This is a genomic window from Bdellovibrio sp. HCB2-146, from assembly GCF_047345725.1.
GTDB lineage: Bacteria > Bdellovibrionota > Bdellovibrionia > Bdellovibrionales > Bdellovibrionaceae > Bdellovibrio.
This window is the reverse complement of record NZ_JBLEQP010000002.1, coordinates 968734-990792: the sequence shown is the minus strand read 5'-3', so window position 1 is coordinate 990792 and position 22059 is coordinate 968734. Positions and strand designations below refer to the sequence as shown.

The following is a 22059-nucleotide window of genomic DNA, read 5'->3' as shown; positions in this document are numbered from 1 at the left end:
AATTCAAGTATTTAAGTAGCAATTGCGGAAATGCCAGGTTGGCGCTGACTTTGTATTGGTCAAAGTCAGGAGGTCGCTCGCATGAAGAAGTGGCTTGGAGTAGCTTTGCTCCTGACATCTATGTTGACTATGCAAGCCTGTGCGCCGAAATCGCAAGAAGACTGCGGCTTCGTGCAAAACGTCTATGGCGAGAGAATCTCTTGGAAGGGTGCTGTTCCAGTGACGATGAAAATTCACGCAAGTGTTCCTGAAGAATATGTTGCGGCCATCGTGGAAGCAGCTGCTAGCTGGGATCGCACGGCAGGTAAAAAGATTTTTAACATTGTTACTTCTCCACGCGTGACAGGTCCAATTGCCCCTCATAAAGACGGCGAAAACGTCATCTATTTCCTTGATACGTGGGAAGACAGCAAGGCCTCAGAACAAGCGCGCACGAGTGTTTATTGGATCGGCGATGCGATTCAAGAAGCCGATATTCGTCTCAATAACAAAAACTTCGACTTTTACGTCAGCGGCGGAGCCCATAATGGCGTCAATATGGAGGCGCTGGTTTTGCATGAGCTAGGTCATGTGCTTGGACTGAAGCATAAAGACACCGGCGGTTCTGTTATGGCCACTTATCTTGCAAACGGTGTGGATCGAACTTCAGTAGCAGATACGGATTCAACTTCGCTTCAATGCGAATACTGATTCCATGTCTCTTGTAATAACTTTATGTAAGTTTTTTTAAGTTGTGTGAGTTGAAATTTAATTTCTAAACTTGTTAGTTGGATGAAGGAGAACTCATGAGATCTATTCAAGACACGAAAAATACCAAAGCAAACGTGGAATCTGAAAGTGTTTTGAATGATTCTTTAACAAGTTCTTTACCAGAGACATTTGTCTCTCACAAAAGTTATCATGAGTTGTCTGATCGTACTCTTGTCGAATGTGATGTCCTGTCACAATTAGCCGCGAACATCGAAACTCTCTCTGATCTTCAAGCGCGTTTTTCATTCGTGATGAGAGAAGTGCGCTACGTTCTCAAAGTATAAATATAAAATATTTGTTTGAAATAATATCTGACATACAACGAATGCTAGATGACGAAGTGATTTTTCTGATGTTCTATTGTGAACATGAAATGCTTTCGGAATCTGATTGATCCGCGTGAGTCTTGTACTAATTGTGTATTCCGCGGTGGAATGTCAGGCCCAATTCAGCAGCAGTTTGTGGTGTGGGGTCTTTCGAAATCAGAAAGCGAAATCGCAATGCTGTTGTTGAAGGGATTTGCTTTACGTGAAATTGCAAAACTTCGCACGACAACAGAAGCTACTGTTCGTCAGCAAAGTCTTCAGATTTATCAAAAAGCGCACGTGGATGGAAGGCATCAGCTTGCCGGGTTCTTTATTGAAAGACTAATGAATATATGCGGTGAGTCTGAGTAGCCCCTCACGTATTTCCGGGAAGCACTTTTTGAAAAAGAGATGAGAACCTCACATTTGTTTAATGACAGGGCGGTTTTATTAATGTTTCATGGGGACATGATGGACAAATCGATAGGATTCAATACTTACATTCAAAGCCACTTCGAAAAGTGGGGGTTAACAAAGACTGAGTCTGAAGTTGGCCTTCTTATTCTTCGTGGGCTAAGCCTCAAAGAGATCTCCAAACAGAGAGGCACAACCGAAACAACAGTTCGCCAACAAGCATTGAGTCTTTATAAAAAAGCAGCTGTTGATGGACGTCACCAATTGGCGGCTTATTTCTTGGAAGATCTTCTTCCGCCTTGTGAAGCTGCTTTTAGTGTAGAAAAAAAAGAGGCCTAAGCTTTAGGCTTTTCGACTGAATCGCGGTCCAGTAGAAAATTTAGGAATTTTAAATTCCACCCAATCGCCACTTCGTTCTCTTGTCATTCCTTCGGTCATAACGGGCGTCTCGAATGGAAAATCTTCTCTGAAACTTTGATAGTTGCTACTGCTGACGATCTTGCCTTCGTCTTCAATTTTATCTTTGAAAGAGCGTTGACCTGAAATGGTCGCACGATCTTTCTGGATAGAAACTTTAACGGAGTCTTTTTCGTGCTCAGGGACATAGGCACGCAAGATATAGAAATCCGAGTTCTCACTCATCGTGCTGCCTCGGTTTTGAACCTTGTAAAAGGGGTCGTTTTCTTTTTCGGCGTACTTTGTGGCTTTGGTCACAAAGTCTTTACGTGTTTCTGCCAGTTGCTTCAGATAGCGTTCGTTTTGAATATCTAAAGACTCACGTTGGGCTTCTTCATTTTTTTGATAGACGCTTTTGAAACGCTCATTCTGAGTTTTAAGCTGTTTCTCATTTGCATCTTTCGAATGAATCAGGCGCGTTGCGTACTGAGAGTTTAACGTCTCTTCTTTTTTTACCCAAGACTCGTGCTGCTTTTCGTGATCACGTGCGAATTCTTCATCCGTACGCTTTAGCTTTTGATTATAATTTTCTTGTGTGCGAGCGACTTGGTCGTCACCGCGCTGGCGTAAGTTTGCAACATCACGCTCGTTGCGACTTCGAACTTTTTCTTGGGCGACACGTCCGCGTTGAACTTCATTTTGCAAAGCTGAATCATTTTGGCTGCGCTGACGTTGCAGGCGCTGCTCTGAGTACTGATTCAATTGCGCCATGTCTTTATTGTATTTTTCTTTTGATTCGCGCATATCGTTTTCAGCGCGAGAACGAACATTGGCGATTTGCGACTGGGAATGGTCTTCAATTTCCCGTAGACGCTGATCTGTGTCGGCCTTCGTGGAAGCAATTTGTTGTTGGCGTTTGTCGCGGAGACTTGTTAATTTTTCGTCGTAATTTTTTGCGAGAGAAGCGGTTTTAGCGTTGTAGTTCTCTGTCAATTTTTGACGATCTTCACTGGCAGAATCATTCAGAGATTGTTGTCTTTTACGAATGTGATTGATCGCTGCTTCGTTCTGTTCTGCGAGCTGAGTTTTTTTATCGCCATAGTATTCTTTGAGATCTGAGAGTTGCTCTTCGCCGTCACGGACGATTTGCTTTTTTTTGCGTTGATGTTCGGTCTGAAGTTCATTCAGTTCCGCTTGCTGGGCTTTTCTCGTGGAATTGTCAATTGACGACATGAACTCAGTGTATCATAAAGACACACTTCGACTAAGTCTCTGGCTTTTCCTCTGGGGCAATCTGGGCTTTGGGATTGGGGCAGTGAGGTTTGAATTGATCGGTGCGGCCATAGCAGCGCCATGTGTCCGTATAAGTCACGATTTCATCTGCTGCCACCGGATAGTAATAGCGATACTGATCGGGATCGAGAGTGGATTCCACCTGACGAAAGTCTGTTGCCATGGTGGGGTCTTCGGATTTCTTTGAGATCTTCAATAGAAACACTCGATACTCTGCTTGTGCAGGAATCATCCAGAGCGTCGCTAAAAAGAAAGCCGATAAGAAAATTCGATATTTCACAAACTCTCCTATCGGCTTTGCGGTGGGAAACTTAAGTCAAAGGGCTAGCTCCTTATCGAGCGTTCACCTCAATAATATCACTCAAACTGTATCCTAAATCTTCGGACACGCTGACCACCTGTGCGGCGTAAGAGTGCCCGAGGGCAAGTCCCATAACCTTCACAGAATGATGAGTGCGAAGCGTGTTATCCGTTTTCGTTTGAATCACGTCGCCAGATTCATTGCTCACAAGTTTCACTTGCGAGGTCGATGGGATGTCGGTTTTCCATTCGAGAACCACTCCATTTGGTGGGGCTGTCACGGCAGCAAACTCGCTGATAATCGGTGCCGAGACATCAACCTGCTGAAATTTTTCTGCCGCTCCGTAATGAGCCTGACTGCTACTGGCAGCTTGCAGCCCACTTTTAAATCCACATGATGCTAACACTAAGCTGGCTGAGATGACTGCGATCAGACCATTCATGGTTTGCGCTCTCATGCCTTCCTCCGACAACGTGTCTGTGGCCAGAATAACTGAGACTTTTGTGACTTGCAGAAAAATCAAACATTGATGCCGATTTAAGACTCTAAGAGTTCGACGTTTTTTCGCTACTTAAATTGGTAAGGGGAGGCTGTTTAAAGGATTGACGTATTTTTTTAATTTCTTCAGAGGAGATTTCTCGTCTCCTCTCAGTCTAGAGTTAACCTTGGATTGTTGACCCCTCTAAGTTTGTTCCATCTAATAGAGTGAACACAACATCTTGGAAGCAACAACAATGAGAATTATATCGCTATTATTCGTTCTTCTCTGTGGTCATTCTTCTTATGCAAATGTGCTTGGTGATATGCAGACCTTTTCACCGAATACGGATGGTCTGGATTTTATCACGGTTCACTCCGCACGACCTCTTCCGGAAGGTTATTTTGCTTTTAGTAATTACCTGAACTACGCCAAAGATCACTTGTTGGTTTATAGAACTTTGGCGGCTCAAGATCGCATGGATTACGAAGACTCATTTTTTGAATACGACTTCGGTATCGCCTATGCGTGGACGAAGGCTTTGCAATTCAGTTTTCAGATGCCAGTGTTATTAAAGCACGACACCGAAAGACAGGATGGAGTCATCGTAAATGTAAGCGAAGGAGTTCATAGTTTTCGTCCGGGAATGAAGTACACCTTTGGTGATGTCGCAGATCCACGGTGGGCTCTTTTGGCATCTTTGGATTTACCGAACGTACAAAACAGTCCATACACAGGGATCAATCCTAAGCCCATTGGAAATATCGAATTGGCTTATCGTTGGAAAGTCGGCGGCTTGGTTCAAGGTTTGAATTTAGGTTATCGCTGGCGCAGTCCGGGCGACACACCATCCGACGCGCATATGTTTCCACTTCGTGATCAGATGACGGCCTCTTATGCGATCGCCAATGATTTTTCCAAAACGGCGCGTTGGGTGGCGGAAATTTTCACAAGCTATCCTTTAAATAAAGACCCTTACAATGATGCCGTCGACGCATCATCTGTGGACGTTCTATTGGCGATGAAACATCGTTGGTACCGCAATTTGAATTTTGATTGGGGTGCGACAGTCGAGCCAGGAGTTGAAACTTTAGCTCCGGCTTATCGTCTTTTTGCAGGTTTAGTTTATTACTGGAAACCTGCCGGTGGTGAAAGTGAAGTTCAAACGAGCGGTAACACGGCTCCAGCGGAAGCTTTAAAAGCGTTCACAGTTTTGCCAGGATATCCGACTGTTCAAGTTGGTGAGCGAGTTCAGTTTTACGCAGAGAACGATCAGAAGATTGAATCTTGTACGATCTTAGATGGTCCCGGAGATCTTTCTTCAGGTTGCGAATTTTTAGGTGTCACTCAAGGTTCAACGCGCATTGAATTCATTAGCGAAACAGGACAGAAAGTTACGACCACTGTTGAGACAGTTTCCAGCACACCTGTTTCGTTCGTACAAAAGGACATGACGGTTTACACTGGCGGCAGCTTGCAGCTAGAAGCTCAAGGCGGAACGAAGCCTTATGTTTATGCGATTGAAAAAGGCAAAGGTGAGATGACGTCAGAGGGCTTCTTCGAAGCGCCTTTGAAGCCTCAAATCGTTTATGTAAAAGTCACCGATAAATTCAAAAAGGTGGCACGTGCACAAATTAAAGTAATTGATCCACCAAAGGCCGATCGCACGATTGAATTGACGAATTTAGAATTCGTGACAGCTCAGGACGTGTTGACACCGACCTCAGAGAAATACTTTATGAAAAATATCGAGAGTCTGCGTGGTGTGAATGTGGGGAGAATTATCGTGGAGGGTCACACGGATTCCGACGGCAATGATGAATACAATCTTCGCTTAAGTCGTAAACGTGCTCGCGCGGTGAAGAAGCGTTTGATTGCAGAGCTGAACATGCCCGCAAGCGCCATCGCAGCTGCCGGTTACGGCGAGGCTCGTCCGATTGCGAGTAACAAAACCAAAGTGGGCAAGCAGCGCAACCGTCGAGTGGTGTTGAAGGTTTACTATAAATAAAAAAGGCCGGTGACCCGGCCTCGTTTGATGCTTCTAACTAGACCAGAGGCTAGTGTGAATGCTCATGATTGGCGCGAACTGTGTTTTCAACAATGTGGAAGTAAGCGCGCACGAGCATCTGGTAGGATTCTTTGTCGAGCGCTTGCAGGTAAGCCATTTTTTCGAAATATGTTTTCTTGGCGATGAGTTCCGTCATCACGTCCTGGACCTTTTTCATTTTGTCGAAACTGTAAAAGTCCTTATCGTCTTGGACTTCCTTGAGAACTGAGGCGATAGCCTTATTATCAAATAGAACGTGAACACCCATTGCGGAATGAGAGAGGAGTGCTTCCATTCGCTCCAAACTTGTTTCTTCGATGCTCATCGAGTGGGCTCCTTGGTAGGTTCCTTAGCTCGATGGTGAGGAAGTTTTGAAGTTCTTGCAAGAGTAAAAACGAGCTATGACGAGGCTTGTCGTTCGCAGCTTTTCCTGTTGTTGTGATCAGTGATTCTTTCGATAATAGAAACTGAAGGAAGTTCAATGGCAAAAACAAAGTCCCGATTAAAAAAGAAGCAGAGCAGCTCTGAAAAAGAGTACATAGTCGTCGATGAAGCGGCGGGACTTATTTTTGAGTCAGAGAAAGATCTTTTCGGTTATTTCGAGTCCGCGATCCAGAAATTGGAAGATGAATATCAATCTATGCGCACTCCGGAAGATTTCACTGACGAAGAACAAATCGAAAAAGAAAATTTCCTAGAAACGACTTTGGACGAACCAGATGAAGTTTGGATGGACGATAAACTCTTCGAAGACTTTGTTGTTTATCAATACATCAAAACCTTCAACACCGAAAACGCTGAGACCTTTACTTATGTGGCGGTGGCTTACGTTTCTTCCGAAGAAGAGTACCCAACTTTTGTATTTATCCATTTCCCAACCAAAGTTCCTGGCATGGTGAAGCATTATCAGCGTGGCGATATGGTATATGACATCAATTTCGAGAAAGCATCCGAAGGTGCCATTGAAGGTGATGCGCTGTCAGAAGGTGATCCGTTAGCTTTGGGACTTTATCAGGCCATGATGAAAGTTCGCGGTGACAAAGATATTTCGCAAGAGGATTTCCCGAAATTTGCGGAGCTTCGTGAAGAGACGATCGAAAGTGCTGATGAGATTTGGCGCAAAAACGATTTGGATGGAAATGTTTTGGTGAGTTTTATTCGTGAATTCCCAGATCATGAAACCAAAGAGCTCACCTATATCGCGGTGACTCAAGAGGATGAAACATCAAATGTTCATTCTTTGTTGTTCTCATTCCCCACCACGGATCGCACTTTGGTCGATCGTTACCGCCAAGGAGAAAATCTGCAGGCGGATGAAGTCAGCCAGGAATCAGCCCACTAACAAAATAAAAAAAACGGATCTTGCGATCCGTTTTTTTTTATCAGGGAAGAGTTCTCAATATTAGAAGCAAAAGCTTTTTGTTGCAGAGAGAAGTTGGGCGCTTGTGTAGCCTTGATTTGCGTAAGCTTTAAGTGGGTGCAGGTTCTGAAGGACAGAAGCACGAGCCGCCCCTGAAGATTCTTTTGCATAATCCGCTGGATTTGCATTGAATGGTGGAAGCAAAACATCAAGTTGCAATGCTGGTTTTTGAGTCGATCTGTTGTAAGAAACAATCTTTAAAGCGTCGTACTCTGTTACTTTGTAAGCGTCTTCAGCTGTTTGAAGATCGACAACGATTTTTGCACGTTTGAAAAAATCTGCAGAGTTTTTGATGCCCATTTGGGAAGCTTTTGCTTTTACATCGTCCCACAAAAGAGTTGTTCTCCAACCAGTCAGAGCTTGATTTGTTTGTGAATCGATGACGATGAAGTTTAATGGGTAGCCAGCCATGTGGGTTGAGCCTGTTGATTGCGCCAACCATTTCCAGAAGCCAATGTATGAACCGTTCACGGCAAAGTCAGAAGGAAGTGAAGTCATACGAATTTGTACAAGGTCCATGCGGTATTGATTGTAACCATCAACATACATTTTAAGTTTTGCGCCGAGGTCTGCCTTCGCACCTTCGTTGCAAGTGGCGATGTATTGAGTTGAGTCCGTTTTTGTATCTGTGCTTGTCGATGAATCAGGAGTCACCGGCGTGCGGCTTGAGAAGTCATATGAAGATTCTTGGCTCGAACTCCCACAAGCAGTCATAAAGAGTGCCATGCTTACTAGGAAAAGAACCGTGAATGTTTTTTGATTAGATGCTTTCATATGTCCCCCTGATACTGATTACTAGAGCAATTGAAGTGCCATATTTCACTCTGAAACGACGAAAATTGCGCTGGTATTTCAGGGGGTTGTGCGAGCGATTTTTCTAAGAATGAGACACTCTCAAACTGAGGCGGAAAAGTCTGCGCAAAGTGCCGTTTGTGGGTTTGCAGGTTATTTATTCCGAGGAAAAATAGAAGGTACTTAAAGAAGAGTAGGAATAGATTTTATTGCGCGAGCAATAGTTTCATCCCACTGCCCCCAACGTTTCTGATGGAGAATCTGCATCGAGTTGTACCACGGTGTGCTTTGCAGATTCTCGTGATCAGGCTTGTGTCCAAATGTGAACCAACCCATCACGCGATTTAAAAGCAAAGTTTTGACTCCCAATGCGCCGGCAATATGGGCCATCCCCGAATCCACCGTGATAAATAAATCCAACTGACTCAAAAAACCGGCAAGATCACTGGGGTTGCCTACTGACGACGTGAGGTCCTTGAGGTTGGGGTGGGTGAAAGAATTATTCTCAGAGTTCACTTGCACTTTGAAAAACTCATATCGAGTGTCCGCAACCATGGGAGCAAAGAGTTCACCCGGAATACTTCGCACGTAATCTTCTTTAAAGTTTGGATTGCCTTGCCAGCACAAACCAATTTTTGGACGAGAAGAAGTGACAAGGCTCTGCCACTTGGCTTTCATATCTTTGGGGCAGGTGAGGTAGGGACTGCCGTCAATATTTTGATAGTCGATACCTAAAACTCGCGGGCAGCTTAAAGCGGGAACCCAGTAATCAAAATCAGTTTTTATCGCGACACTCAGATCGACTTGCGCATTCATGCCCTGTAGTGGGCGAAGCAACTCAAAAAGACCGTCATAGCTTGCGAGAATGACTTTGGCGCCAAGCTCTGCAAACTGTTTGGTGAATCTCGAGAAACAAACGGCATCTCCGATACCACCTTCGCAGGCAATCAATAAAATTTTTCCGCGGAGATCTTGGCCATCCCAAAGAGGCTTATACGGTGTCAAAAGATCGCCACCAAAGACGTGATGACCGCGAACAGAATCAAAAAGATCCAGTCCCTTCATCCATTCGCCGACTGCGATAGAGTTGCGTGCGTGATAAAAGCGTACCAGAGGATCTTGCCCCGCGATTTGGAGCAAGTGTTCACCGATGTCGTAGGCTTTTTGATAATGAGTTTGATGCGCCGATAAAATCATCTCCACATAACTAACATCATGTGTGGGATGATTTCGTTTGAAAGAATGAAGCTCTTGTTCCGCGTCTTCAAGATGAGTGTCGCGAATCAAGGAAACTATTCTTTCAATTTCAGCTTCGATCATTACATCTCTCCGAGCTCAACCCAGGTAATTCCATCACCACCACTTTCGGGCGAACCTGCTTTCCATTTTTTCACATAAACGGAGCGAGATAAATAGGTACGGACGGCTTTTTTTAGTGCTTCAGTACCGTGGCCATGAATGATCTTCATGCGGTCCTCACGAGAAGAAGCCGCGCGATCCAAGGCCACCTCTAAATCTTGCAGAGCATCTTCTACAGTTTTACCACGTAGATCCAATGTGCGATCTTCATCGGCAAGTGAAATTGAGAAGCCAGCACTTTGACGAACCAACTGTGACGTTGGATTCTGTGGTTTGCCCGGAGCTTTTAACTCCTGCCAGTGAAGTTGCAAACGAACCGAACCTGACAAGATCAGAACCTGGCCTTTTGAGTTCGGTGCACTTTGCACGATGCCGTCCTGGCTGAGGCCTGGAACATAAACTTTCGATCCTGGTGGGAACTTCTTTCCAAACTCTTCCGCTGATTCGGGAGCACCGGGCTGAGTGACAGGCTTTGCTTTTACGATCTCAGGTAATTTATGTTTGATCTCTTGCAAGGCGGTATGACGTTGGAACGTCTCGGCTACTTTCGCCTGCGCAATGGCTTCTTCCACTTTGCGTTCGGCTTTTTTAAGCGTGCGCTGCAACCATTCTTCTTTGTCTTTATTAAACTGCTCAAGCAAACCTTCGTACTTGCGCTTAGTCTCAAGAGCTTTATTAGTTTCTTTGCGCAGGTGATCTTGCAACATCGTGATATCGCTTTTTAGGCGCTCAATTTGTTCAAGACCTTCAAGGCGGGCACGAGTGGCAGGGGCTAGAACATCCAATGCGCGTTGTACAATCTTAGCATCCACACCCACACGTTTTGCAGTTTGAATCGCCAGTGAATCACCCGGGATACCTGCAATAAATTGATAAGTAGGGCGGCCTGTTTTTGGATCGTATTCAAGGCTGCCATTTAAAACATGACTTTCTTCATCCCAACCAGATTTCAAAGGACCTAAATGCGAGGTGATCACGGCATAGACGTCATTGGAAGAGAAGGCTTCAATGAAAGAGCGCGCCAAGGCACTTCCTTCTTCGGGATCCGTTGATCCGCAGATCTCATCGATCAAAATTAAATTCTGACGACCTTTCAGGCTCGCCGCGCGGCCCAAAATTTTTAAATGTGCGGCAAAGGTACTGAGATCTTCATCCACACTTTGTGCATCTCCGATACCAATAAGGATATCTTTGAAGAACGGAATCTTAGAAGTTTCACTTGCGCAAATTGGGAGTCCACAACGAGCCATCTGTGCGGCAAGGCCCAAAGACTTTAAGAGAACAGTTTTACCACCGGCATTGGGACCGCTTAAAAGTAAAATGCTCTTTTGTTTTTCAAGCAAAACGGAATTGGCAATAACGCTCTTTCCTGAAAGTTGTAAGAGCGGATGTCTCACATCAATCAGCTCCAGAGCTTCATCCGAGAATTGAATCGGATGGCCTTCCACCAAATTCGTAAATTGAGCTTGAGCAAAACGAATATCAGCTTCTTCCATCAAAAGGCGACTGCTTTCGATGTCCGACGATTGCGAAGATAAGTAATGAGAAAGCTCAGTTAAGAGTCTTTCAATTTCATCTTCAATCTCAACTTCGATTTGGCGCAAACGGTTATTAGCGGGAATAACTTTTTCCGGCTCCATAAAAACAGTTTGCTTCGTTTGAGAGGATCCATGGATTACACCTGGAAGGTGATGTTGCATTCCACTGCGAACTGGGAGAACCCAACGTCCTTCGCGAGTGGTCACGTACTTGTCTTGCAAAACATTTTCCATTTGGTGATCGCGCACCAAGCGATCCAATGTCGATTGGACTTCGCGAGCCAGGCGCTCTTTTTCTTTATACAGACGGTATAAAGTTTCACTGGCATCGGATCTGATTTCACCCGAAGGAGTCAGAATTTGGTCAATAGCTGAGACCGGTTCTTCGGCATTCATCAAACTTTGCGAAAGAACTTGGGACCAGTTATTTTCAACAGCAGAGGTGGCTTCTTTTAAAGCCAGAGCTTCCAAACAGAAGCTGCGAACGTCTTTGATCTCGAGAGTTTTTAGAACAGCTTTCTTTTTAAGACGTGTGATCCAAGTCGAAAAAAGATCCAAGCTCTGCATGTAAGGACGCACCCCTTGGTTCAATACTTCAACAGCGTGACTGATTTCTTCAAAGCTGGCGTAAGCATCTTCGGCTCGCGCTAGAGGTTTTGTTGCGGCAATGGATTCGCGGGCAGCTTCACTTGTCGCGTGACCTTTAATTTTTTCTAGAATTTCAACCCAATCAAGCGCGACGAGTTCTTGCATAATATGCGCCTCCTCCTAGGAGAGTAACCAAAGCAATCAGAAGTAAGATCCAGTCATAGTGTCCACCGCGCACATAGAATGTTTGCGGAGCTTCATGGCGGTATTTTAGCACGAACTCGCCGGACCATTCTTCGTGTAATGGTGATTTTTGTAAAACGTCACCGTTCGCTAAAATCGCTGTGCTGATTCCCGTATTTGTCGAACGAATCAAAGGACGACGAACTTCGATGGCACGAGCGAGTGTCATATACAGGTGCTGGTTCGGTTCAAAGGTGCGACCAAACCAAGAGTCGTTCGTGACATTCACCAAAATGTCAGTGCCTTTTTCAGAAAGCTTGCGAGTGAATTCCGGGTAAAGACCTTCGTAGCAAATTTGGCCACCCCAATGAATTGTTTCATCACGGAATTTCCAGGCCATTGTTTGTGGACCTTTGCCGCGCCCAAAGTTTGAAATAAATGGCAAGAGCTTCAATAAAACAGGCAGCTTTTCACTTAGCGGCAGATACTCACCAAAAGCAAGTAGCTCGGTCTTGTGATAGGGCTTGTCCAAATTATTAGCCTGCGCATCTACAAGGAAAAGAGCGTTGTAGGTTGATTGATCTTTTTTCTCATCAGAGAATTCGTCGCGTGAGTAAGCACCCGTGATGAGCGGACGATTTATTGACGACAGACCTTGAGCCAAAATATTGGTGTGCTTGCGCCCAAGAAGATGTTGATTGAGATAATCGGGGAAGGCAGTTTCTGGCCACACGAAAATATCTGTTGTCGGATGACGAAGAAACGCATCTTGGGTCATGTTAACAAAACGCTGAGTGATGAACTCTTGAAAGCCACGCCCTTGTTCGGCATAAATCTTTTCGCTGTTTCCGATATTAGCTTGAATGACGGTCGCACGCACTTCGCGGTCAAAAATTTTCCATTCTTGCCCATGTATCGCACCTCCGATAACGAGGGCTGCAAATGCCGCTACTAAAAGTCCCACATGAGTAAGAGCTTTACGCGTGGCCTTTTGCATCAGCCAAATGCTTCCAACCCAAGCATTGAACAGCAGAACAAGGCTGGACAATCCTTCAAAACCCACAAGGTCAGCAAGGTTGTAAATTGGAAGTTTCGCCCAGATAAAAACATAACCAAGATGCCATTGGAAAATCACGGGCCATACTCGCTCTAAAAGAGCATGCAGGAGGGCAATCACAAAAAGTGTCGGGATCGCGCCAAGGGAAAATCGTTTGCGCAAATAAGTTCCCAAAGCCACAGCTGTCGGGATGTAGAGGTGCATGAGAGCACAAAAAAGTAGCAATGCTAAAATCGAAACGGCCCAAGGCAGTTGCCCGAATGCGTGAGCCGTGTAAGCGATCCAGTGAAAACCAATCAAGGTCAGAGTGAACTGTGTGACCCATCCGGCCCAAAAAGATTTCTTAGTTGTCGTTGAGTCCGCAACGGCAAAAAGCCACAGGGGAGTGTAGCAAAAGATCAGTGCCCACGGAGGAAAGGGAATGTAACTTGTGCCGACCAAAACGCCCGCAAGGAAGGCCCAACGAAATTCGTAGCCTTTCTGCTTGAAAAATTGAATCCATCTCTTCATCATGGTATTAGTAACACAAAGAGTGAGTGAGTCCACTGTGAAAATGCGAGTTAGATGCCCATCATGTTCTAAACTTTATGAAGTTGCGAGTGAAGATATTCGCAATGAAGCGCCTCTATTTGAGTGCGTTTCCTGTCAATCGCGTTTCAGCATGGAGTATCCTCCCGCCGATCCTCAAAATGTTTTAAGCTTTTTGATTCCGTCAGGGGATATTGTCACTCCGGAAGCTCCGGCAGCTTCTGTGGCCTTTGAAACAGTGTTAAATCAACACGCTGAGTCAGTAATTGATGCGGCTGCAGTTTCGGCTGTGGAGCCTGGCAATGCTGAGATGAAGTCATGTCCTAAGTGCGGTGCTTTGAATGGTCGCCGTTCAAAGGAGTGCTACTCTTGTCACGTTTTGTTTGAGCGCCTAGAAGGCTTGCCACAAGATCCAAGTTTGCGTGCGCAACCAAGTCTTGTTCGTAAATGGAAGAGCTTGCTTGAGAATTTCACGGATATGAATTTGCACGATGACTTTATTCGCAGCTGTCGTGAATTGGATGCTTTGAAGTTCGCAGTTCTTAAATACGAAGAACTAAAAGCAGCACAAGGCGGGGATGAGCTTTGTGATCAAATGCTCGCTCGTATTCAAGGTATGATGATGGTGAGTTTGTCGCAAAAACCTGTGCACAAAGACTCCGTTGAACCAGTCATGAGTTTTATCACGAGAAATCGCAAATACTTCTACTGGGGTCCCTACGGTCTCAGTGCTTTGATGATTTTAATTGGTATGATGAATCTTGGACACCGTAACTTGATTGGAGTGGGTGTCGCTTTGGCTTGTATGACCTCGGGGTTGATTGTGATGATCCGAGGCCGTATTTCTTGGTCTGATTTCGTCGACTAGATCTATTCGCCCAAGTTGTCGTTTTTGATACCCAGACGACTTGGTTTTGTTGATTTTCCCATGACATCAATAAGTGAACGACCAAAGCTGCTCATTTCAGTGGCAGCTTTGCCTGCCATATTTTCATTAGGATCCGCTCCTAATTTTTCCATGCTATCCACATTCACGGTTTTTACGCCGGTCGCTGATACACCCTGATCCAGGATTGTCAGAGCTTTGTAGAGATTCAACTGACGAGATGTTCTGGTTTTTGAAGCGAGTTCTGTTTGAGCATCACCCGTTGAGAGGATGTACTTTTTAACGTCTTCCGCTTTGAAACCTTCTTTGGTAGCGAGAACCAGAGCAGCAGCGCCACTCACAAACGCTGTCGCTTGCGAAGTTCCTGTCATATATCCGTAAGAATTTCCAGGAAGAGCTGAAAGAATATTTTGTCCTGGAGCTGCGATGTCGACTGTCTCAACACCATAGTTTGATGAAGACAAAACTTGTGTTGAAGGATCGATAGCCGTCACAGAAATAATATTTTTCAATTTATAGTCAGCCGGGTAGTAGTGATGTTGGTCGGAGTTTGAGCGCTCGTTCCCCGCAGCTGCGACAAAAAGAATGCCTTTCTTTTCTGCTTCCGCAACAGCGTCATGCTCGTCTTGAGAGAACTCCGTGCCACCACCAGAGTAATTGATAATGTGTGCCCCCATTTTTACGGCGTAGCGAATGGCTGCAACTGTGTTTCTCAAGTTATCTGTGTTAGGAACTTTCGGGTCGTAATATTTAAGGATCATCAAGCTCACTTCTGGCGAGATCCCGATAATACCTTTTTTATTACCGCCCTCGGCACCAATGATACCTGCGATATGAGTTCCGTGACCGTGGTTGTCGTCAAGCTTGTTATTGTTCAGAACAAAGTTCCAACCATAAACATCATCCACAAATCCATTGCCGTCGTCGTCGATACCGTTCGTCGCTTTGTCGCGACCTTTAGAATCAAGACCTGTCTCGCCAGGATTTTTCCAAAGATTTCCAGCAAGGTCTTCGTGTTTGATATCAATACCTGTATCAATAACCGCGACGATGATATCGCGACTTCCATGCGTCACAGACCAAGCGCGAGCCGCATCGGATTTTTTAAGTCCCCAAGCTTGGCTGATTGCCGGGTCATTAAAGAGAGCACTTGGCTCATCAATCACCTTATCGACTTGAGAAGTGATAACCGAGTTTTCAAAAAGACGATTGGAATCTTTTTTCGTAGAACTTTGGGTACGGGAAGGACCTGATTCTGTGGAGTAGACATAGAATCCAAGGGCACCAAAAAATAGCAAAGCACAGCAGCTCGCCGTAATCCACAATTTGCGAGAAAACATGAAGAGTCCCCCTTCTCCATGTACTTATCGGAATCGCGGTAAATATAGTGAGTCCAAAGAATACCGTCTCAAAGCGAGACAGGTACCTTCCGGGGAAAGCCGCAAATATATTATTTTTTAAGTTTCAGAAGATCTTCTGGAAAAGTAATGGGTGTTTGTGGGTTCAGAAGTCTGCGATAGAAAACATAGTTGCGCATCACAAGTTTGATGTAGGTGCGTGTTTCTTCGTAAGGGACTTCTTCGATGAACTCAACCGGGTCAGGGCGGAAGCGAGTTTTCATCCAGCCGCGGATTGCGCTGTCATTGGCGTTGTAGCCAGAAACTGACAAGATAAATTGCTGATCGTATTTATCCATCAAAGATTTCAATTCATAAGCGCCAAGTGGAATATTGATCTCGGGTCTATTAAGATCAAGGGCTTCTTTGTATTCCAAGTTGTAACGGCGAGCGAGTTCTTTCGCAATACTTGGCAAAAGCTGCATCAAACCAAAAGCATCTGCGGAACTGCGCGCTTCGGGATTGAACGCCGATTCTTGACGGATGATGGAGAAGATAAACTCTTGGGGAGTTCCCGATTTTTCCGACGCTGCCTTAATAATGTCTGCATAAGGTTGCGGGAATAGAAGATCGGGATGGTCATTTAATAAACGATCTTTTACCTCTGGTTTCAGTCCACCAATTGCAGAGAACAGTGGTAGGTAAAGGCCTGATCTCGCATAAGCAGAAGAGATCGCAAGCCAAGTCGTTTCATCCGAGATATTTTGTTTTTTTAGATCCTCAACGGCGGCATTCAGTGCTTTTTCAGCGAAACCTTTTTCGTTTACGGAAATCAACCACTCTAACATCAAGCGGTTTTGTTGGGCCATGCCGCTGACTTGGAAAAGGTCTAAATTTAAAGCTTCAGTTGGGTGCGTTTGAATCGCGGGAAACGTCGTCCCCATTTCGCGAGTCGCAAGCATTCCGTAATACCCGAGAGGATCTTCTTGGATCAGGGCTTTTAGTTCTGTATCGCGAGACGTTTTATCGCCGAGTTTGTCGTAACTGCGAGCAAGCCAGAAGCGAGCGCGCGCTTTATCAGAAGGCTCTTTGTTCAGCTCACGCATTTGCTCAAAGCTTTGTTTCGCTTCAGGCCATTTTTCAAGCTTGTAGTAGTTCCAAGATTTAAGCCATGTGACTTTATCTTTCAGGCCCGCTTGGCTAATGGGTTGTGTGTAGCTTGCTTCAAAGTACTCAAGAGCCTTCGCGAAATTTCCTTTTTCTTCGTCAATACGACCGAGGATGAAATACACCTCATCCATAGGGTAAAGACCGCGAAGTAGACGGTGAGTTTCATTTAAAACTTGAACCGCGCGACTTGTTTGATCTTCTGTCCAAAGTGTACGGGCAAAAAGAATCTGTGCATCGTGATAGCGAGCAATGGCTTTGCGATCTTTTTTGTTTTTTTGGAAGTCAGCTTTTGCTTTATTTACAAGATCAGCAGTGGAGTTGATGTAATCCGTGCGACGTTGGGCAACTTTGTTGGTTTGGCGAATATTTTTGAGAGCGTTAAAGCTTTCTTCAGGCGTCACATTTTTTTCAGCCAGGATTTTTTTGTAAGTCTCCAGAGCCTTGTCAAACTCACGGTGATAGCGATAGTCCATTGCAATCGCACTCCAGTCTTTTGGAGTTGGCTCCGGATTCAAGCGAGGAGAGTTTTTGTAGAGTGCTGTTTTGACGCGAGTGATGTCTTCAGGTTTTGCAGATTTTTCTGCCAACGCCAAAGCTTGAAGATAAAGTTCTTCTTTTTCTTTTTTGTTGTCGTTCAATTGAGCTTTGTCGATCAAAGCTTCAAGTTTTGCCGCATCGTCTTTATTTTCAATGGCTTCTTTGAGCTTGATATTGACGAACAGTTCTTTGTACCACGGTGCTACAGTTGGTGGAAGGGCCGGTAGTTTTTCGCTCGCAGGGCAGACTTCATAGGCGCGTAGCAATGCTAAATCGTTGAGCGGAAATTCCGTTGCTAAGGCAAGCGGTTTAAACTGCGCACAAGCTTCTGCGGGGCTTTTTTCTTTCAGTGCTTGGCCTAAAAGATAACTTTTCCACCAGAAGATATTTTCTTCGCGTGAACCAGGAGTCAGAGTTTGCAGTTCCGCTACAGATGCATTTTTCCATTTTGCTTGAAAAGAAGCTAATGGTGGAGTCAGGCGAGAGTCAAATCGCGTGTCCTTATGTGAGGTTGTCGTGCAGCCCATGACGGTCGAGAAAAATGAGAAAGAAATCAGCAGTCGTCGCATGGGGAAGAGTTTAAAACTTATAGTGTGTATGAGCAACCCTGAAAAAGAAAGACGGGCCTTGTGGCCCGTCCGCAGCGAAATATTTCGGTAATTTGATTCTTAGCGTCCGCGCTGAAGAGCTTCGATACGCTCTGTGAGTGGCGGATGCGTTCTGAACAATGAAGCGAGTAAACCTTCTTTGTCGCGATTTGAAATCATCAAAGTCGCAGTCGCCCCTTGCTCAGCAGGGATTGGAAGGTCATACACAGCACGAAGTTTTTGCAATGCTGCCACCATGCTCTCGCGAGACGCGTATTTCGCACCACCAGCGTCAGCGCGGAACTCACGACGGCGAGAGAAGTAGTTCACGACAATTGAACCGAGCAATGTGAAAGCGATATCGCCTAGGATCGTTACAGCGAATCTGACGATTTCGCGATAACGCTCTTCGACGTTGGAAGCCACAAGGCCCGCCAAGATGCGTGAGAAGAACATCGCAAAAGCATTCACGATACCTTGGATCAAAGTCATAGTAACCATGTCGCCGTTCGCGATATGCGCAACCTCATGGGCAAGTACACCGTCGATCTCTTTTTCATTCATTCTCTGCAAAAGACCTGTCGATACCGCTACGAGTGAACGGGATTTTGAAGGTCCAGTAGCAAAGGCGTTAATGTCTTGAGATTCGTAGATACCCACTTCCGGCATTTTTGGAAGTTGAGCACGACGAGCAAAATCATGAACTTTGTTAACCAAGGCACGAAGCTCTGGATTTTGGTTATTTGGTTCGATGATCTGAACGCCATGGAACATTTTCGCCATCCATTTTGACATGAATAGAGAAATGAAAGCACCACCCATACCCCAAACAAGACAGAACGCCATCAAGAATGGGATGTAGGAATTAAGTCCACCCAATTTGAGGAAGTGGCTGACGAGAGACCACACGATACCGATTGTCACCATGACAAGAACGTTGGTCAGAACGAAAAGCCCGATGCGTTTTAAAAAGGCCATATTTTTATCTCCTAACAATGTGCAAACTCATAAGTTTGCTCCTTCGTCTATTTGTACTCCCAACTCGGGTATTTCGCAAGTTTCTCCGACTTCATTGAAAAAAGCGAAGAAGTTATTATCGCGAGAAATGCCCTCTGTAAAAGAGCCCTAAAAACACAAAAGGAGCTGGCATTTGCTGCTCAACTCCTATTGTGTGTTCGATTTAATAAATGTCAATTCTATCAGGTCGTGACGGGTTGCTTCTGATTCTTTTGCCCAGTGCCACTATTAGGAGTGGTGCTAAATTGGAACTTCAAGATGTCTTTTTCGAGTTCCACATTGACACGTCCTCCGTCTATAAGGCGGCCGAACAACAATTCATCAACCAGAGCTTTTTTCAGATGTTCATCTACGCAGCGAGCAAGAGGGCGAGCTCCGTAGACTTTGTCATAACCCTTTTTCATCAACCAACGGATCACATCTTGCGAGACATTCAATTCAACTTTTTTCGTGAGTAGAGTCATTTTCAACTCGTCCACGAATTTTTGCGTGATCTTGACGACCATGTCATCTGAAAGATCTTTGAATGACACAACTGCATCCAAACGGTTGATAAACTCTGGAGCAAACGCTTTCTTAATCGCTTCCATCGAAAGTCCGCTGCGAGTTTCCTCGATTAAACCAATTGTACCGCGCGAGGTTTCAAGGGCTCCGGCATTTGATGTAAGTACCAAGACCACGTTTTTAAAGTCAGCCACGCGCCCATTACTGTCGGTGAGGCGGCCCGCATCCATCACTTGCAACAAGATGTTGGTGATGTCTGGATGGGCTTTTTCAATCTCGTCAAGTAACAGCACACAATAAGGATGTTTTGTCACAGCTTCTGTGAGCAAACCACCTTCTTCGTAGCCGACGTATCCCGGAGGGGCCCCGACCATACGAGCAACTGCGTGTTTTTCCATGTACTCACTCATATCAAAGCGTTCAAAGTGAACACCCATGATGTTTGCGAGTTGACGACAGACTTCAGTTTTACCGACACCTGTCGGGCCGGTGAAAAGGAAGCTACCGATTGGTTTGTTCGGACGACCTAACCCTGAGCGAGCAAACTTGATGCTTGCCACGAGACGATCGATAGCATCGTCTTGACCAAAGATTAAAGCTTTTAGTTTTTTATCTAAATCGCGAAGCTGAGTTTTTTCGCTTGAAGAAATACTTGCGACAGGAAGCCCTGTCATTTTCGCAATTGTTTCTTCAACTTCTGGCAGATCAATTTTTATTGTGTCTGCTGAATCTGTTTTCAAACGGAAGTGGGCCCCAGCTTCATCAAGAACGTCGATAGCTTTATCTGGAAGCAGTTTTCCGTGAATATGTTTTTGCGACAACTCAACAGCACCACGGAGGGCTTCATCTGTGTACGACACGCGATGGAAGTCTTCGTAGTTTTTGCGAAGTCCTTTAAGGATATTAATGCAATCTTCATTTGATGGCTCATTCACATCGATTTTTTGAAAACGACGGTTGAGGGCCCGATCTTTTTCAAAGTATTGGCGGTATTCGTTGTGAGTAGTAGAGCCGATACAGCTGATATCACCATTCGCCAATGCAGGTTTAAGGAGATTTGATGCATCCATCGAACCGCCACTTGTCGCTCCCGCGCCCACAATGGTGTGAATTTCGTCGATAAATAAAATCGCATTCGGTCGTTTGCCGATTTCTTTGACGACAGCTTTTAGTCGGCCTTCAAAATCACCACGGAATTTTGTTCCGGCAAGCAAACCACCAAGATCTAGGGAATAGATCACAGCTGATTTAAGTCTTTCCGGGACTTTGCCAGAGACGATTCTTTGAGCAAGGCCCTCAGCGATCGCTGTTTTACCAACACCCGGTTCACCAATCAAAAGTGGATTGTTTTTCGTACGACGGCAAAGGACTTGAACTGTTCGTTCGATTACATCTTCGCGACCGATGAGTGGATCCAGTTTCCCTTGTTTGGCTTTTTCATTCAGATTGACGCAGAAACTTTCAAGAGGGGAGCCGCGATTTTCTTCGAAAGCCTCCGTGCCTTGAAATTCCGTACTGCGTGATCCCGCAGATGGGATGTCGTGCTCTTTCCCATCTTTGGTAATGCCGTGAGAGATATAGTTAATGATATCAAACTGCGTGAGTCCTTGCTTCGACAGAGCAAAGGCCGCGTGAGAGTCTTGTTCATAGAACAAAGACACCAGCAAGCTTCCTTCACTGATTTGATTGCGGCCGGCACTTTTCATTTGAATAGCGGCTCGTTGAATCAAACGATGGCAGGCGAGGGTGAACTCAGGAGTCCACGATTCGAATCCGCCATAGGAAGTCAGTTGTTCATCTGTGATCGCAGGAATCCCGGCTTTCAGGTGATCTTTCAAATCTTGACGAAGGCGTTGCACGTTGACCGCACACGCTTCAAGTATTTCCACCATCACGGGAGATTCTGTGAGGACAAGAAGGATATGTTCCAAAGTCACGAACTCATGACGATGGCGTTTTGCTACTTCAGTAGCTTCTGCGAGCTTACGCTCAAGTTCTCGGCTCATCATGTGTCCTCCTCCAGAGTGCTTTTTAGGGGGAATTGATTGAGTTGCGCGAATTGATTAACCTGCATCACCTTCATCTCGGCAATCTCAAGACTGAAGACCCCGGCGACACCTGCACCCTTCTTATGTACATCTAACATGATTTCAGTCGCCTGTTCTTCTGTTTTTGCGAAAAAACGACGCAATACAAGAACTACGAAGTCCATCGGGGTGTAGTCATCGTTGAGAAGAATAACTTTGTACATCTTTGGAGTATCTATTTTCGGAACCAGCTGGACCGAAGCATCGCCTTCGCCCTCTGGAGTAGAAAATGGATAATTATTATTGTTATCGTTGTTGTTACCCATGCTTTTATTCTACCTCACGATTTAATTTGATCACTCTTTCGTCGATGGCAAGTCTAGCGCGGGAAGAAAAGCTAGTTGAATGTCGCGGTCTAATTGTCCAGAGCGCGCGCTGTAAATAGATTATTATTTGTTTGTGATCTATCGCATGGGGGGCATAATTTACTTGCAGGACAGAGCATAGGGTTGTTCGAGTTTTGTTTCGCTGGGATGAGGTTGGCT

At 45.2% G+C, this 22059-nt stretch carries 20 protein-coding genes; 7 read left to right on the top strand and 13 right to left on the bottom strand.

Features of this window, described 5'->3' with window-relative positions; all coding sequences use genetic code 11:
• Positions 1 to 81 precede the first annotated feature (81 nt).
• From ACLWOR_RS15680 to ACLWOR_RS15665, 4 genes are all read left to right on the top strand, one after another.
• A complete protein-coding gene (locus tag ACLWOR_RS15680) occupies positions 82 to 690 on the top strand; it encodes a matrixin family metalloprotease (RefSeq protein ID WP_413941733.1) in 609 nt (202 codons plus the stop codon).
• Between the two features lie 95 nt (positions 691 to 785).
• Complete coding sequence (locus ACLWOR_RS15675; protein WP_413941732.1) at positions 786 to 1034, top strand: hypothetical protein; 249 nt, start codon at positions 786 to 788, stop codon at positions 1032 to 1034.
• A gap of 84 nt (positions 1035 to 1118) precedes the next feature.
• A complete protein-coding gene (locus ACLWOR_RS15670) occupies positions 1119 to 1427 on the top strand; it encodes a helix-turn-helix transcriptional regulator (RefSeq protein ID WP_413941731.1) in 309 nt (102 codons plus the stop codon).
• Between the two features lie 96 nt (positions 1428 to 1523).
• Positions 1524 to 1808 (top strand): helix-turn-helix transcriptional regulator, encoded by a 285-nt coding sequence (locus ACLWOR_RS15665; RefSeq protein ID WP_413941729.1) that lies wholly within the window; start codon positions 1524 to 1526, stop codon positions 1806 to 1808.
• Positions 1809 to 1811: 3 nt separating this feature from the next.
• Here ACLWOR_RS15665 and ACLWOR_RS15660 read toward each other — a convergent pair whose 3' ends face one another.
• The 3 genes from ACLWOR_RS15660 to ACLWOR_RS15650 are packed head-to-tail and all read right to left on the bottom strand — an operon-like array spanning position 1812 to position 3916.
• Positions 1812 to 3098: a hypothetical protein gene (locus ACLWOR_RS15660; protein WP_413941727.1), complete on the bottom strand. Its 1287-nt coding sequence runs from the start codon at positions 3096 to 3098 to the stop codon at positions 1812 to 1814.
• Between the two features lie 31 nt (positions 3099 to 3129).
• Positions 3130 to 3438: a hypothetical protein gene (locus ACLWOR_RS15655; protein ID WP_413941725.1), complete on the bottom strand. Its 309-nt coding sequence runs from the start codon at positions 3436 to 3438 to the stop codon at positions 3130 to 3132.
• A gap of 52 nt (positions 3439 to 3490) precedes the next feature.
• Positions 3491 to 3916, bottom strand: a complete 426-nt coding sequence (locus ACLWOR_RS15650) for a hypothetical protein (RefSeq protein WP_413941723.1) — start codon at positions 3914 to 3916, stop codon at positions 3491 to 3493.
• Positions 3917 to 4193: 277 nt separating this feature from the next.
• Here ACLWOR_RS15650 and ACLWOR_RS15645 point away from each other — a divergent pair, with 277 nt between their 5' ends.
• On the top strand, positions 4194 to 5945 hold the full coding sequence (locus ACLWOR_RS15645) for an OmpA family protein (RefSeq protein ID WP_413941721.1): 1752 nt from the start codon (positions 4194 to 4196) through the stop codon (positions 5943 to 5945).
• A gap of 49 nt (positions 5946 to 5994) precedes the next feature.
• On the opposite strand, the gene ACLWOR_RS15640 is transcribed toward ACLWOR_RS15645, so the two are convergent.
• Positions 5995 to 6309: a hypothetical protein gene (locus ACLWOR_RS15640; RefSeq protein WP_413941719.1), complete on the bottom strand. Its 315-nt coding sequence runs from the start codon at positions 6307 to 6309 to the stop codon at positions 5995 to 5997.
• Between the two features lie 156 nt (positions 6310 to 6465).
• On the opposite strand from ACLWOR_RS15640, the gene ACLWOR_RS15635 reads away from it, so the two are divergent.
• On the top strand, positions 6466 to 7326 hold the full coding sequence (locus ACLWOR_RS15635; protein WP_413941718.1) for a PBECR2 nuclease fold domain-containing protein: 861 nt from the start codon (positions 6466 to 6468) through the stop codon (positions 7324 to 7326).
• A gap of 60 nt (positions 7327 to 7386) precedes the next feature.
• Here ACLWOR_RS15635 and ACLWOR_RS15630 read toward each other — a convergent pair whose 3' ends face one another.
• The 4 genes from ACLWOR_RS15630 to lnt all read right to left on the bottom strand — a co-directional run bounded on the left by ACLWOR_RS15630 (position 7387) and on the right by lnt (position 13434).
• Positions 7387 to 8178 carry a hypothetical protein gene (locus ACLWOR_RS15630; RefSeq protein ID WP_413941717.1) on the bottom strand — a complete coding sequence of 264 codons (792 nt, stop codon included), beginning with the start codon at positions 8176 to 8178 and terminating at the stop codon, positions 7387 to 7389.
• A gap of 201 nt (positions 8179 to 8379) precedes the next feature.
• Entirely contained in the window at positions 8380 to 9516 is a 1137-nt protein-coding gene (locus ACLWOR_RS15625) for a glycosyltransferase family 9 protein (protein ID WP_413941715.1), read from the bottom strand.
• Entirely contained in the window at positions 9516 to 11846 is a 2331-nt protein-coding gene (locus ACLWOR_RS15620) for an endonuclease MutS2 (protein WP_413941713.1), read from the bottom strand. Before ACLWOR_RS15620 ends, ACLWOR_RS15625 begins: the two co-directional genes overlap by 1 nt.
• Entirely contained in the window at positions 11824 to 13434 is a 1611-nt protein-coding gene (gene lnt, locus ACLWOR_RS15615; protein WP_413941711.1) for an apolipoprotein N-acyltransferase, read from the bottom strand. The genes ACLWOR_RS15620 and lnt overlap by 23 nt, the downstream gene beginning before the upstream one ends.
• 148 nt (positions 13435 to 13582) lie before the next feature.
• On the opposite strand from lnt, the gene ACLWOR_RS15610 reads away from it, so the two are divergent.
• Complete coding sequence (locus ACLWOR_RS15610) at positions 13583 to 14317, top strand: hypothetical protein (protein WP_413941709.1); 735 nt, start codon at positions 13583 to 13585, stop codon at positions 14315 to 14317.
• Between the two features lie 2 nt (positions 14318 to 14319).
• On the opposite strand, the gene ACLWOR_RS15605 is transcribed toward ACLWOR_RS15610, so the two are convergent.
• The 5 genes from ACLWOR_RS15605 to clpS form a co-directional block, all read right to left on the bottom strand.
• Positions 14320 to 15675, bottom strand: a complete 1356-nt coding sequence (locus tag ACLWOR_RS15605) for a S8 family peptidase (protein WP_413941707.1) — start codon at positions 15673 to 15675, stop codon at positions 14320 to 14322.
• Positions 15676 to 15785: 110 nt separating this feature from the next.
• Entirely contained in the window at positions 15786 to 17948 is a 2163-nt protein-coding gene (locus tag ACLWOR_RS15600) for a transglycosylase SLT domain-containing protein (RefSeq protein WP_413941706.1), read from the bottom strand.
• Between the two features lie 99 nt (positions 17949 to 18047).
• Complete coding sequence (htpX, locus tag ACLWOR_RS15595; protein ID WP_413941705.1) at positions 18048 to 18944, bottom strand: protease HtpX; 897 nt, start codon at positions 18942 to 18944, stop codon at positions 18048 to 18050.
• A 221-nt stretch (positions 18945 to 19165) separates the two neighbouring features.
• Positions 19166 to 21496, bottom strand: coding sequence for an ATP-dependent Clp protease ATP-binding subunit ClpA (gene clpA, locus ACLWOR_RS15590; RefSeq protein WP_413941704.1), 2331 nt, complete (start codon positions 21494 to 21496; stop codon positions 19166 to 19168).
• On the bottom strand, positions 21493 to 21840 hold the full coding sequence (gene clpS, locus ACLWOR_RS15585) for an ATP-dependent Clp protease adapter ClpS (RefSeq protein WP_413941703.1): 348 nt from the start codon (positions 21838 to 21840) through the stop codon (positions 21493 to 21495). Before clpS ends, clpA begins: the two co-directional genes overlap by 4 nt.
• Positions 21841 to 22059: the final 219 nt, after the last annotated feature.